This is a genomic window from Paraburkholderia sp. WC7.3g (assembly GCF_050436345.1).
GTDB lineage: Bacteria > Pseudomonadota > Gammaproteobacteria > Burkholderiales > Burkholderiaceae > Paraburkholderia > Paraburkholderia podalyriae.
The window spans coordinates 1,323,327-1,335,781 of the sequence record NZ_JBNDMA010000002.1 but is presented as its reverse complement, the minus strand read 5'-3'; the positions used below and the strand labels follow the sequence as shown (position 1 = coordinate 1,335,781).

The 12,455-nt window shown below is 66.7% G+C and carries 12 protein-coding genes, 1 other RNA gene, 1 pseudogene and 1 riboswitch; of the genes and pseudogenes, 8 read left to right on the top strand and 6 right to left on the bottom strand.

Features of this window, described 5'->3' with window-relative positions:
- Positions 1-99: 99 nt before the first annotated feature.
- The 4 genes and pseudogenes from cobU (at position 100) to OKW43_RS17690 (ending at position 3,710) form a co-directional block, all read left to right on the top strand.
- A complete protein-coding gene (cobU, locus tag OKW43_RS17705) occupies positions 100-654 on the top strand; it encodes a bifunctional adenosylcobinamide kinase/adenosylcobinamide-phosphate guanylyltransferase (protein WP_429451710.1) in 555 nt (184 codons plus the stop codon).
- Entirely contained in the window at positions 654-1,595 is a 942-nt protein-coding gene (cbiB, locus tag OKW43_RS17700; RefSeq protein ID WP_429451708.1) for an adenosylcobinamide-phosphate synthase CbiB, read from the top strand. The genes cobU and cbiB overlap by 1 nt, the downstream gene beginning before the upstream one ends.
- A 33-nt stretch (positions 1,596-1,628) precedes the next feature.
- Positions 1,629-2,706 (top strand): annotated as a pseudogene (gene cobD, locus OKW43_RS17695) (threonine-phosphate decarboxylase CobD).
- A 53-nt stretch (positions 2,707-2,759) separates the two neighbouring features.
- Positions 2,760-3,710: a cobalamin-binding protein gene (locus OKW43_RS17690; RefSeq protein ID WP_429451706.1), complete on the top strand. Its 951-nt coding sequence runs from the start codon at positions 2,760-2,762 to the stop codon at positions 3,708-3,710.
- A gap of 51 nt (positions 3,711-3,761) precedes the next feature.
- On the opposite strand, the gene cobC is transcribed toward OKW43_RS17690, so the two are convergent.
- The 6 genes from cobC to OKW43_RS17660 form a co-directional block, all read right to left on the bottom strand.
- A complete protein-coding gene (gene cobC / locus OKW43_RS17685) occupies positions 3,762-4,352 on the bottom strand; it encodes an alpha-ribazole phosphatase (protein ID WP_187636633.1) in 591 nt (196 codons plus the stop codon).
- Entirely contained in the window at positions 4,337-5,113 is a 777-nt protein-coding gene (locus tag OKW43_RS17680; RefSeq protein ID WP_429448747.1) for an adenosylcobinamide-GDP ribazoletransferase, read from the bottom strand. Before OKW43_RS17680 ends, cobC begins: the two co-directional genes overlap by 16 nt.
- A 73-nt stretch (positions 5,114-5,186) precedes the next feature.
- Positions 5,187-6,248, bottom strand: coding sequence for a nicotinate-nucleotide--dimethylbenzimidazole phosphoribosyltransferase (cobT, locus tag OKW43_RS17675; protein ID WP_429448745.1), 1,062 nt, complete (start codon positions 6,246-6,248; stop codon positions 5,187-5,189).
- 43 nt (positions 6,249-6,291) lie between these two features.
- Positions 6,292-7,134 carry an ABC transporter ATP-binding protein gene (locus OKW43_RS17670; protein WP_429451704.1) on the bottom strand — a complete coding sequence of 281 codons (843 nt, stop codon included), beginning with the start codon at positions 7,132-7,134 and terminating at the stop codon, positions 6,292-6,294.
- Positions 7,131-8,195 (bottom strand): FecCD family ABC transporter permease, encoded by a 1,065-nt coding sequence (locus tag OKW43_RS17665; RefSeq protein ID WP_187636636.1) that lies wholly within the window; start codon positions 8,193-8,195, stop codon positions 7,131-7,133. The genes OKW43_RS17670 and OKW43_RS17665 overlap by 4 nt, the downstream gene beginning before the upstream one ends.
- A 39-nt stretch (positions 8,196-8,234) precedes the next feature.
- Positions 8,235-10,169 (bottom strand): TonB-dependent receptor domain-containing protein, encoded by a 1,935-nt coding sequence (locus OKW43_RS17660; RefSeq protein WP_187636637.1) that lies wholly within the window; start codon positions 10,167-10,169, stop codon positions 8,235-8,237.
- A gap of 88 nt (positions 10,170-10,257) precedes the next feature.
- Positions 10,258-10,522: riboswitch (cobalamin riboswitch) on the bottom strand.
- Positions 10,523-10,742: 220 nt separating this feature from the next.
- On the opposite strand from OKW43_RS17660, the gene OKW43_RS17655 reads away from it, so the two are divergent.
- The 4 genes from OKW43_RS17655 to OKW43_RS17640 all read left to right on the top strand — a co-directional run bounded on the left by OKW43_RS17655 (position 10,743) and on the right by OKW43_RS17640 (position 12,276).
- On the top strand, positions 10,743-11,102 hold the full coding sequence (locus OKW43_RS17655) for an ATPase (RefSeq protein ID WP_187636638.1): 360 nt from the start codon (positions 10,743-10,745) through the stop codon (positions 11,100-11,102).
- Positions 11,099-11,413, top strand: coding sequence for a cell division protein ZapA (locus OKW43_RS17650; protein ID WP_187636639.1), 315 nt, complete (start codon positions 11,099-11,101; stop codon positions 11,411-11,413). Before OKW43_RS17655 ends, OKW43_RS17650 begins: the two co-directional genes overlap by 4 nt.
- A gap of 81 nt (positions 11,414-11,494) precedes the next feature.
- A non-coding RNA gene (ssrS, locus tag OKW43_RS17645) (6S RNA) lies at positions 11,495-11,676 on the top strand.
- Between the two features lie 141 nt (positions 11,677-11,817).
- Complete coding sequence (locus tag OKW43_RS17640) at positions 11,818-12,276, top strand: EVE domain-containing protein (RefSeq protein ID WP_429448742.1); 459 nt, start codon at positions 11,818-11,820, stop codon at positions 12,274-12,276.
- The last annotated feature ends 179 nt before the right edge of the window (positions 12,277-12,455 follow it).

Genomic DNA, 12,455 nt, shown 5'->3' with positions numbered 1-12,455 from the left:
GGAATGTGGACAGTGGCGTTGCCATGCAGCGCATGGCGCACGCTGCGCAGTGCGATGCAATCGAGCGGCATTATCCCATCGCGCCGGTACAATCGCATGATGACTCCCCGCGACCTCACCTTCGTCCTCGGCGGCGCCCGCTCGGGCAAGAGCGCGCACGCCGAGCGGCTCGCCAGCGACAGCGCCCTCCCCGTCACCTACATCGCCACCGCCCGCATCACCGACGACGCCGAATTCAAAGCGCGCATCGCGCATCATCGCGAGCGGCGGCCCGCGCATTGGGGGCTCGTCGAATCGGACGACGACCTCGCGGGCGCGCTCGCGCAGCACGACGCACCGGGCCAGTGTCTGCTGATCGACTGCCTGACGCTGTGGCTCGCGAACCTGCTGTGTCCGGCCGACGGCGTCACGCCGCCGCTGCCGCACTACTACGCGCAGGCCGCCGCGCTCGAAGCGGCGCTCGTCGGCGCGCGCGGCAAGCTCATCGTCGTCAGCAACGAGATCGGCCTCGGCGTCGTGCCGCTCGGCGAAGCCACGCGTCTTTACGTCGACGAACTCGGGCGGTTGAATCAGCGCATCGCCGCGTTGAGCAGCGCGGCCACGCTGATGGTCGCGGGTCTGCCGCTGGCGCTGAAAAGCGCGCGCCGCGCGTGATGCCGCCGCTGACGATGCCGCTCGTCGCGACGCTCGCGGTCGCGGGCGTCGCCGTCGATCGCTGGCTCGGCGAGCCGAGCCGCCGGCATCCGCTCGTCGGCTTCGGTAACTGGGCCGTGCGCATCGAGGCGCGCTTCAATCACGACCGGCGTCTGCGGCTCAAGGGTCTGCTCGCATGGGCGCTCGCGGTGCTGCCGCCGGTGCTGATCGCGTGGTGGCTCGTCGTCGTCCTGCCGCTTTTCGCGGCCTGCGCGCTGCACGTCGCGCTGCTGTGGTTCGCGCTCGGCGCGCGCAGCCTGCGCGACCACATCGAGCCGATCGCGCGAGCGCTTGGGCAACGCGATCTCGCCACGGCACGTGAGTTGACCGCGCGGATCGTCTCGCGCGACACCGCCCAGTCCGACGAGGCCGCGCTCGCGCGCGCCGCGGTCGAATCGGCGCTCGAAAACGGCAACGACGCGATCTTCGGCGCGCTGTTCTGGTTCGCGCTCGCGGGCGGCCCAGGCGCGCTCGGCTTTCGCCTCGCCAATACGCTCGACGCGATGTGGGGTTATCGCACGCCGCGCTATCTGCGCTTCGGCTGGGCCGCCGCGCGCATCGACGACGTGCTGAACTGGATTCCCGCGCGCCTGACCGCCACGAGCTACGCGCTGCTTGGCGACACGCTGACCGCCTGGCGCTGCTGGCGCGAACAGGCGCCACGCTGGGAGAGCCCGAACGCGGGCCCGGTGATGGCGTCCGGCGCCGGCAGCCTGAACGTGCTGATCGGCGGGCCGGCCGTGTATCACGGCGCACTCGAGCATCGGCCGACGCTGGGCTTCGGGCATCCCGCCGAGGCGCGTCATGTGGGCGCCGCGTTGATGCTGGTCGAACGCACGGTGATTCTGTGGCTGGCCGTGCTGATCGTGCTGGCGTTATTGAGCGTGCCGTTTCATGGCTGAGCGGAACGACGCGCGTTGGAGTGGGATGAGCGTATGACCGACCCGATACCGCCGCTTGAATACGCCGCAAGCGGCCCGATCGCGCACGGCGGCAACCTGCACGAAGCGGCGACGCGCTACGGCATTCCGTACGCGCAGTGGCTCGATCTGTCGACCGGCATCAATCCGCACGGCTATCCGGTGCCGCGCGCTCCCCGCCGACGCATGGCGCCGTTTGCCCGACGAAGGCGACGGCTTCGCCGAACGCGCCGCGCGCTACTATGGCGCGCCCGATGCCGCGCACGTGCTGCCGGTGGCCGGCAGCCAGGCGGCGATTCGCGCGCTGCCCGGGTTGCTGCCGCGCGCGACGGTCGGCATCGCACCGCTGACTTACGGCGAGTACGCGCCCGCGTTCGCGCGCGCGGGACACGAGGTCGCGCCGCTCGACGTGCACAGCGACACGCTGCCCGCCGCGCTGTCGCACGTCGCGATCGTCAATCCCGACAATCCGACAGCCGCGCATGTCGACGCCGCGAGGCTGCTGCACTGGCACGCGCAGTTACGCGAGCGAGGCGGCACCCTGCTCGTCGACGAAGCGTTCGCCGATACGCTGCCGGCCGCGCAGTTCGCGTCGCTGGTGGCGCACACGCATCGGAACGGGCTCGTCGTGTTGCGCTCGCCCGGCAAGTTCTTCGGACTCGCGGGGGTGCGCGCCGGGTTCGTGCTGGGCGCGCCCGCATTGCTCGCCGCGCTTCGCGACCGGTTGGGCGCGTGGACGGTCAGCGGTCCCGCGCGTCATGCAGTGAGCGCCGCGTTCGCCGACGCCGCGTGGCAGACCCGCATGCGTGAGCGGCTCAGTGGCGAGAGCACGCGGCTTGCCGGGCTGTTGCAGGGGCACGGCTTCGCGACACGCGGCACGCCGCTCTTCGCATGGACCGACGATGCGCGCGCCGCCGCGCTGCATGAAGCGCTCGCGCGGCGCGGCGTGTGGACGCGTCTTTTTCCGCCATCGCCCGGTGTGCCATCGGCCAGTGTCCGCTTCGGATTACCGGGCGACGATGCCGAATGGACCCGCTTCGAACAGCAGTTGCAACAGGCGGTTCACGCGCTCGATGTCGCGCGGTCGGGTTAGCACACTGTTCTTCAAAGCCAGCCGCTCAACGCTTCATGACCCGTCCTCGCCCGATGATCCGCTTGACTCGCTCCAGCCCCTGTGCCGCGCCCGCGCGTCGCGTCCTCCGTCGGTTCGGCGTTGCAGTGTTCGCGCTGACTGCGCTGGGCGCGCACGCCGCGATCACCGTCACCGACGACAGCGGCGCGACCGTCACGCTCGCCGAGCCCGCGCAGCGCGTGATCAGCCTCGCCCCGCACGTGACCGAGTTGCTGTACGCCGCGGGCGGCGGCCCGAAGATGGTCGGCGCCGTGTCGTACAGCGACTATCCGCCCGAAGCGAAGCAACTCCCGCGCGTCGGCGACAACAAGGCGCTCGATCTCGAACGCATCGTCGCGCTGAAACCGGACCTGATCGTCGTGTGGCGGCATGGCAATGCGCAGCGTCAGCTCGATCGCTTGCGCGAGCTACACGTGCCGCTTTTTTTCAGCGAGCCGCGCCGTCTCGATGACGTCGCCGTATCGCTGACCAGGTTCGGCCGGCTGCTCGGCACATCAGCGAGCGCGGACGCGGCGGCCGCCGCCTATCGCGACGACATCGCCCGTCTGCGCGCGCGGTATGCGAATCGCCCGATCGTCAGCGTGTTTTATCAGGTATGGGACCGGCCGCTGATGACGCTCAACGGCGAGCACATGATCAGCGATGTGATCGCGCTATGCGGCGGCCGCAACGTATTCGCGGACCTGCAGCCGCTGGTGCCGACCGTGTCGACCGAAGCGGTGCTCGCGGCGAACCCGGAGGCGATCGTCACGGCCGCACCGGGCGCGACGCGGCCCGACACGGCGCTGCCGCAACTCGACACATGGCGCGCGTGGCCGGGACTCGCGGCCGTCGCGAACCACAACCTGTTTGCGATCGACGGCGATCTGATCAACCGCCCCGCACCGCGCATCGCGCAAGGCGCGCGGCAACTCTGCGAGGACCTCGAACTCGCGCGCTCGCGCAGAAAGCCGTCCGCGCCATAATGCGCCGCGTGTCGCGCAAAAACCGAGCGGTTCTCAGCATGACAACGCGGCTCACGCATTCCATCGCACGAGCGACCACTGCAGCGTCTCGTCGTTACGTCGCAACCAGACGATCCCGGTCATATCGAGCGACCACTGCAGGCAACGCGCGAGCGGCACTTCCAGCACCCACGACGCGATCGCGCGCATCACGCCCGCATGCGTGACCACGTACGCGGGCGACAACTCGCGCGTCTGCGCGAACGCATCGAACCACGCCCGCACACGCGCGACGAATTGCGCGACGCTCTCGCCGCCATGCGAGCGCGCATGTTCGAAATTGGCGGCCCAGTCGTCGAGCAGCGCGCGATCGATCGTGTCCCAGCGCTGCGCTTCCCACGCGCCAAAATCCATTTCCTTCAGACGCTCGTCGTGGCTGACCACGCAGCCGAAATCGTTCGCGATCTCGGCCGCGAGCGCGGCGCAGCGGGTGAGCGGACTCGTGATCAACACGCGCGGCGCCGGCACCTGCAAGTTCGCGAGCTTTACCGCCAGCGCATTGGACGTGAGCTCGGCGTCTTCCGCCAACGCGACGTCGCTATGGCCGTAACAGACACCCGCCTCGAGCGCGACAGCGGGATGTCGAATCAGGACGATATCCATGCAAGCCCCACCAGATAGATGCTCAATTCGAAGATCTGCTGCGCGAAGCCGAGGCAATCGCCGGTATAGCCGCCAATGCGTCGGGCGAAATAGCGGCCCATCGCGAAGCGCAGCGCGAACAGCACGACACACGTGAGCGCAGCGAAACGCCAGTCGGGGGCGCCGGGGCCGTTCGGCCACAGCAGCCACGGCAGCCCGAACAGCACGGCGCACAGCAGCGCCGGTCCGCTCAAACGCTGCGCGACCGGCTTGGCCTTGCCGGCCGCGCGCACGTAGTCGAGCGTCGCCAGGTAACTGATCGCGCACGCGCGGCTCGCGCCATGCGCCGCAAGCATCAGACTCGCGGCGCGCAGCGGTGGCAACGCCTCGAGCGTTTGCCATTTGATCGTCAGAGCGATCACCAGCGCGATGGCGCCGAAAGGACCGATGCGCGAGTCGTGCATGATGCGCAGCGCATCTTCTCGCGTATAGGCGCCACCGAACGCATCGATGCAATCGGCGAGACCGTCCTCGTGAAACGCGCCCGTCACGACGAGCGACGCGGCCATCGACAGCAGCACCGCGACACTCGCCGGAAATACGCGCAGCGCGGCCAGATAGACAAGCGCACTGAAGCCGCCGACCAACACGCCGACGAGCGGAAAATAGCGCGCCGCGGCATTCAGATAATGCGGCTCGAAGCCGACCCAGCGCGGCACGGGCACGCGCGTGAAGTAACCGAGCGCCGTGAAGAAATAGCGCAGTTCCGCGAGCGGGTTCATGGACGTGGCGAGTGCAGGTTCACAGCGATGCAGGCCGAGCTTCGCGTTCTCGCGAAGCGTGTGCTCGCGCGCTTCACGGTTCGCGATCCGCGACGCCCGCCGAATCGAAGCTCGCCATCTCGTTGAAGAAGGCCACCGCCGCGCGCAGCAACGGCACCGCGAGCGCGGCGCCTGTGCCCTCGCCGAGCCGCATGTCGAGCGATAGCAGCGGCTGCGCGCCAAAATGATCGAGCATGCGCCGATGCCCGGCCTCGTTCGACGCATGCGCGAACACACAGTACTCGCGCACGTCGGGCGACAACGCATCGGCCACCAGCAAAGCGGATGTCGCGATGAAGCCATCGACGAGGATCGTCATGCGCGCCTCGGCGGCGGCCAGATACGCGCCCGCCATCATCGCGATCTCGAAGCCGCCAAAGGTCGCGAGCACGTCGAGCGGCGCGCTTGCGTCCGCATGACGCGCGAGCGCCGACGCGAGCACGTTGCGCTTCTTCGCGAGGCCGGCGTTGTCGAGACCGGTGCCGCGGCCGACGCAGTCGTCGATCGGCACGCCGCACAGACGGCTCATCAGACACGCGGCCGCCGAGGTGTTCGCGATGCCCATCTCGCCGAAGCCGATCACGTTCGTGCCTAGCGCCGCGTGATGACGCACGCGCGCGGCGCCCGCCTGCATCGCGGCGAGCGCTTCGGCGTGCGTCATCGCGGCTTCGTGCGCGAAGTTGCGCGTGCCGGGGCCGACCGGAATGTCGACGAGTCCGTGCGTCGATGGCAGCGGCGTCGCAATGCCCGCGTTGACCACTTCGAGTTCGAGACCCGCGACACGACTGAGCGCGTTGATCGCCGCGCCGCCCGCGATGAAATTCGCAACCATCTGCGCGGTCACCGCTTGCGGATACGGGCTCACGCCCTCGGCGGCGATGCCATGATCGCCCGCGAAAACGATCATCGCGGCACGCCGCACGGTGGGACGTGTACTGCGCTGGATCAGGCCCATCTGGCGCGCCAGCGTTTCGAGCCGGCCGAGGCTGCCGGGCGGTTTGGTGCGCGTATCGATGATCCGTTGCAGCTCGGCGCGCAGCGTTTGATCGAGCGGGGCGACTTCGGGCAAACCGGTCGGGAGTGGGATGTGAGTCATAGGTGCGGTCGAAAAGGAATAGGGGGGTAATAGGAGTCGATAATCAACCTGGCTGTGCGTCATGACCGGCAGGCGATTCGTGACGCGCGCGCGGCGCGGGAATCAGCGCCTCGTGCTCGCCGTCGCGAATCAGAATCAGCGGATAGCCGAACGCGCGACTCGTCAACGCAGGCGTCAGCACGTCGCGCACCGGACCGGCGTACGCGCCGCCCGCGCCGTCGAGCAGCAACGCGTGCGTCGCGAAGCGGCGCGCGAGGTTCAGGTCGTGGCAGGAGAACAGCACGCTACGCCGCGGTTCGCGCGTCCATGCGACGAGCGCTTCGAGACAGTCGATCTGATGATGCAGGTCGAGATGCGACAACGGTTCGTCGAGCAGCAACAGCGGCGCGTCCTGGCACAGCACCGCCGCGAGGGCAACGCGCTGACGCTCGCCGCCCGACAGCGACAGCACGTCGCGCGCCGCGAAGTCCGCGAGGCCGAGCCGTTCGAGCGCCGCCCGCGCGGCCGCGCGATCCTCGTCGCGCTCCCAGCCCCAGCCGCCAAGATGCGGGAAGCGGTTCAGCAGCACGATGTCGAGCACGCTTGCGTTGAACGCATCGGCCGCGCTTTGCGGCATCAGCGCGCGGCGCCGTGCGAGCGGCAGCGGTTGCCAGTCGGCTACGCGCACGCCATCGAGTTCGACATGGCCCGCCGCCGGATGCAACAGGCCCGCCAGCGTCGACAGCAAGGTCGTCTTGCCCGCGCCGTTGGGCCCGGCGATGCACCAGATTTCGCCCGCATGGAACGTGTGCGTGAACGCCTCGAGCAAGGTGCGCGCGCCGGCGCGCAACGTCAGGCGCTGCGTGCTCAGCATCGAACCGGTGGGGCTGGGTTCGGCTCGCATCATCGGCGGCGTTTGAGCAGCATCCACAGAAACACCGGCACGCCGACCAGCGACGTGATCACGCCGACCGGCAATTGCGCGGGCGCGATCACGGTCCGCGCGATCAGATCCGCGCCCATCACCGCGACACCGCCGCCGAGCGCGGCCGCCGGCAGCAGCATGCGCTGATCGTTGCCGAACGCGAGCCGCAGCACGTGCGGCACGACGAGACCGACGAAGCCGATCGTGCCGGCGGTCGTCACCGCCGCGGCCGCCGCCAGCGACGCGACCAGGTACACGCGCAAACGCAGCGGCATCACCGCGACGCCCAACGCCTGCGCGGCGGCGTCGCCGCGCAGCAGCACGTTCAGACGCGGCGCGGCCGGGACGATCGCGAGCAACACGAGCGCGAGCGCAATCAGCGCGGTCCACGGCAGCGCGCCGCCGTTGAGGTCGCCGGTGAGCCAGAACAGCATGCCGCGCAGGCGGCTATCGGGCGCGAGATTGAGCAGCAGCGTGATCAACGCGCCCCACCCGGCCGCGATCACCGCGCCGGTCAGCAGCAAACGCGGCGACGTGTCCTGCGGCTCGCCGCGCCATAGCTCGCGACGCGCGAGGCCGAGCACCAGCAGGATCGACACGAACGCGCCCGCGAACGCGCTCGCATCGACGATCCACCATGCGCCGCCCGCGATCATCGCGACGAGCGCGAACGTCGCCGCGCCGCCCGACACGCCGAGCACGTACGGCTCGGCCAGCGGATTGCGCAGCAGCACCTGCAGCAGCGCGCCGGCAAGCGCGAGCAACGCGCCGCACGCGAAGCCCGCGAGTGCGCGCGGCAAACGCAACGTGCGCACGATTTCGCCGGCGAGATCGTCGCTGCCCGTGCCGCCGAACGTGTGTGTAGGCGCGAGCGCCGCCAGCACGCGCGACGGCGCGAGCGGCACGCTGCCGAGCACCAGCGACGCGCCGAGCACCGTGACGGCGGCGAGCGCGAGGCCGAGCCAGATCGCGGCCGCGCGCTTCGCGCTCATCGGGCGCGGCGTCGCCATCGCGGCGGACAGCGAAGTGGACGCGCGACTCATCCGCGGGCGCTCACGCACGCGGCCAATCCGGCGCGCGCGTCATTGCTGCTGCCAGCCGAGCGTGAGATACGCACCGCGTCGCGGCGAGTTGTACGAGTAGGCCGTTTCATAATCCTTGTTCAACAGATTGTCGATTTGTGCGCTGACGTACCACGCTTTGGTGATGTTGTAGCGCGCCGACAGATTCACGATGCCATAACCGCCGAGGTTGCCAGTGCTATCCGTGCGCGGACCGCTGACGATCCACTCGCCGCCAACGCGCCATCCACCGATGCCGCGATTCACCGCGAACGACGCGAACCGTCGCGCGCGCCGCACGAGGTCGGTGCCGTTGTCGAGATCGACCGGATTCTGCAGCGTCACCGTTGCGCGCACGTCGGTCTTGCCGACATGACCGCTCCACGATCCTTCGAGTCCCTGCACCTTCGCATGGCCGACGTTCTCGGCGAGATAGATGCCGGGGATCGTCTGCACGTAGTCGATCAGATTCGTATAACGCGTCTGGAAGGCGTTCAACCGCATTACGCCGAGCGCATCGGTCGCGTACTGCAAACCGGCTTCGACAGAATGACTGCGCTCGGGCTGGATCGACGGATTGCCGCTGATCGGATAGTACAGATCGTCGAAGCTGGGCGCGCGGAACGCATCCGAATAGCTTGCGGTTGCCTTCCAGTGCGACGTGATGTCGAAACCGTAGCCGAGATAGTAACTGTTCGCTCCACCGAAATCGGAGTACTGGTCGCGTCGCACGTTGGCCTGAATCTGGTTGCGGCCGAAGCGCGCGCTGTAGCCCGCGAAGACCGAATCGACGTGACGCTCGGGCGCGGCGAACGTGTCGGAGTCGAGCGTCTGGTCGAGATGCTCGTAGCCGAGTTGCAGCTTCTGGTTCGCGGCGAGCGCGAAATCGTTCTGCCACGTGTACTGGCGATTGTCGGTATTGAAGCGGCCGTTGTCGATGCCATTGGTGTTCGATACGCTGCGGTCGTCGCCCTCCGCGAGCGTGAAGTGGGTGGTCCACCAGTCGGTCAACTTGCCGTTCGCGAATACCGACACCTGACGCACCTTGCTGTAGAGGTTGTTCAGATCGGTGGGCTCGCCGTACGCATTGTCGTAGCTGTTGTTGTTGTTCGACTGGAAGTATCTGACGCCCGCGTCCCACTTGTCGTTGAACGTGTGACGCAGCGACGCGGTGATGCTTTCGTTCAGATTGCCGTTCGGGTTCGGATTCGCGTTCGGCGCCTCGAGCGGATTGAGCGACGAAAATCCGTCGTCTTTGGTGCGCGCAAGCGCGATGCTGAAAGTCGTGCGGCCGTCCTGATCGAGCGCACCGTTCACGCCGGCCGTTTGCGTCTGCGTGTGATAGCTGCCGTAGCCGACCGAAAAATTGAACCGCGGCGGATGATCGCCGCCGTCTTTCGTGAACACCTGCACGACGCCGCCGATCGCGCCCGAGCCGTACAACGCCGACACGTTGCCGTTCACCACTTCGACGTGATCGACCTGATCGAGCGGAATCTGCGCGAGCTGAGCGGAGCCGAGGCTCACTGAATCGACGCGCACGCCGTCGATCAGCAGCAACGATTGCGTCGCCGACGCGCCGCGCAAAAAGAGGCTCGTGGTCGAACCGGGGCCACCCGTACGCGAGATTTGCGCGCCGGGCGCGAATTGCAGCAGGCCGGGCAGATCGGTCGCGCTCGTGTCGGCGATGTCCTGCTGATCGAACCGCGTGGTCTGCGGGATCGCCTCGGTCAGCGCTTGCGGTCCGCGTTGCGCGGTCACGACGATCGGCGACAGCGCGGTGTCCGCGGCATCGGCTGAGGTGATATTGGCGGCGTTGTTGATGACGTTTGCGGCATTCGCAGCGGTTGCATCCAAAGCGGACGATGAAGACGCGGGCTCGGCGCTTTGCGCATGCACGACGAGCGGCAGGCTCGCGAACGCGAAGAGCATCGCGCGGGCGATGGGGGACAACATGGGATGACATTCCTGTGGCTAGCGTGCGCGGCCTGCTTCCCCGCAGGCCGACGCGTCACGAGGCGTCCCTTGTTTAACGTTTTCGCGGGGACGTCCCTCTTTTCTGGCCGGTATCCGGGCTACGACACATCGATCCCGCCTTCCCACGCGTGACGCGCAGTGGCACACTCGCACGTTGAACTTCCAACCTTGCGATCAGGACCGACCTGCATGAGCACATCACATGCGGTCGCTTACCGTTGCGGGGGCAGCGCAGGTTCGCGCATCCGGTTTTGGCACCGCGCGCGCCCTGCTTCCCGTTTAACTGCGCGCGCCGATAAGCGCGCGCGGGCACCAGAGTGCGGGAAGTTTAGGAGCGGCCTCGCGGAGCGTCAAGAGAGGTCATTCGGAGCGCAATCCGTTCTGCTGAATGCAGGTTATTGTCCGATGGATTGCCGGTTTTTTATCTTATGGTCGACGACACGACATGCAACGAACGTGCATGAAGCGATGCTGTTACGTCTCGAAACGAGACAATTGTCGGAACCTGTAATATTCCGCGCTAAAATGCGATGTCTTTAGAGGACGCAGCACATGCTCACCGAACTCGAATCACTCTCCCAGAACATCGGCAAACTGATTGCGATCAGCCAGCGCCACAACGAAGCGCGGCTCGCGCTCGAAGAGCAACTCGCGCAAACGCGTGCCGAGGTACAAGCCACGCACGCGGAGCTCGCGCAATTGCGCGAAGAGCGCGACACACTGCAGGCCGAACGCGACGCACTGTCCGCCAAGATCGACGACGCTCAGGTGCGCCTGAATGCGATTCTCGAAAAATTGCCGCGCGCACGCGCGAGCAGCGAACCGGATAACCAGCTCGATCTGCTCGAGCCCGCCCAGCCCGAACACGAGGAAGCGGAAAGCGACGTGAGCCGACACGGAGAAAGCGCATGACCACCAAGCAGATCGAGGTATCGATTCTCGAAGTACCCTATCGTCTCGCCTGTTCGCCGGAAACGGAAGGCGCGCTGCTCGAGGCGGTCGCGCGCGTCGACGCGGAGATGAAGAAAATCCGCGGTAACAGCAACGTCCGGGGCACGGATCGCATCGCGGTGATGGCTGCGCTGTCGCTGGCATCGGAACTGCTTAAATTGCAAAGCAGCGTGCGACACGGAGAAGCATTTCCCGCTGAAGAAATCCGGCGTACAATGCAGCAAATGAACGAACAGCTAGGTACTGTGATTGAGCAGTACAGCGTGCAGTAAGCAGTATTGGGTTAGTTAGTAGTGGGCCGGTTTCGAACCGGTCGCAAGTTCAAAGGTATGTGTTGTAGCTTCATCGGTTTAGCTTCCCTGCCTGGTTCGCCAAGGTCATATATTCCTTGAACCAATGCCATGTGCACGGTTGCGGAAATTTGTAGCACGGGCGTGCGCGTCACTCAGTCTGATGTACCCGAAGTGTTGCTAACTGCGACCAATTCTGAACCCTCGGTTCAGGATGCCGGCCTAGCGGCTAAGGCGGGGACCTTATCTGGAACGGCATCGGACTTCGGTTCGATGCCGTTTTTCTTTGGTCGTCGTTTTTTCGTTTGAGCGCCTTTTTCAGGGGCTTTTCCGCACGCGCCTGCTGTTGTTGCGCGTCGTTCAATCTCACACGCTGACTCCGATTCATGCGCTACTGGCTGATGAAGTCCGAACCGGACGAAGCAAGCATCGACGACCTCGCCAACGCACCGCATCGCACCTTGCCGTGGACCGGCGTGCGCAACTATCAGGCGCGCAACTTCATGCGCGACGTGATGCAGATCGGCGACGGCGTGCTCTTCTATCATTCGAGCTGTCCGGAGCCCGGCATCGCGGGCATCGCGGAGGTCTCGTCGACCGCGTATCCGGACCCGAGCCAGTTCGATGAAAAGAGTCCGTACTACGACGCGAAATCGTTGCCGGAAACGCCGCGCTGGATGCTCGTCGACGTCGTGTTCAAGAAGAAAATTGCGCTGATTCCGCTTGCCGCGCTGCGCGAGCATGCCGAATTGCAGAACATGCGCGTGCTCGCCAAAGGCAACCGTCTATCGATCATGCCGGTGACCGACGCCGAATGGCGATTCATCACTAAACGGCTCGTTTAAAGGTGAACTCGCGGCGCGGCACGTGTCGTGAGCGCACGCGGGTCATCAGCCCAATCCGGCCGCAAAACACTAATTGGGGAACCAAGCGCCAGTCGAGCGCGCCTAATCGGTCAACGAAAGCGTGGGCTCAACCCGACCGCTCTCCAGCACCCGAAGCCATTCGCCAACGCATCCGTCAA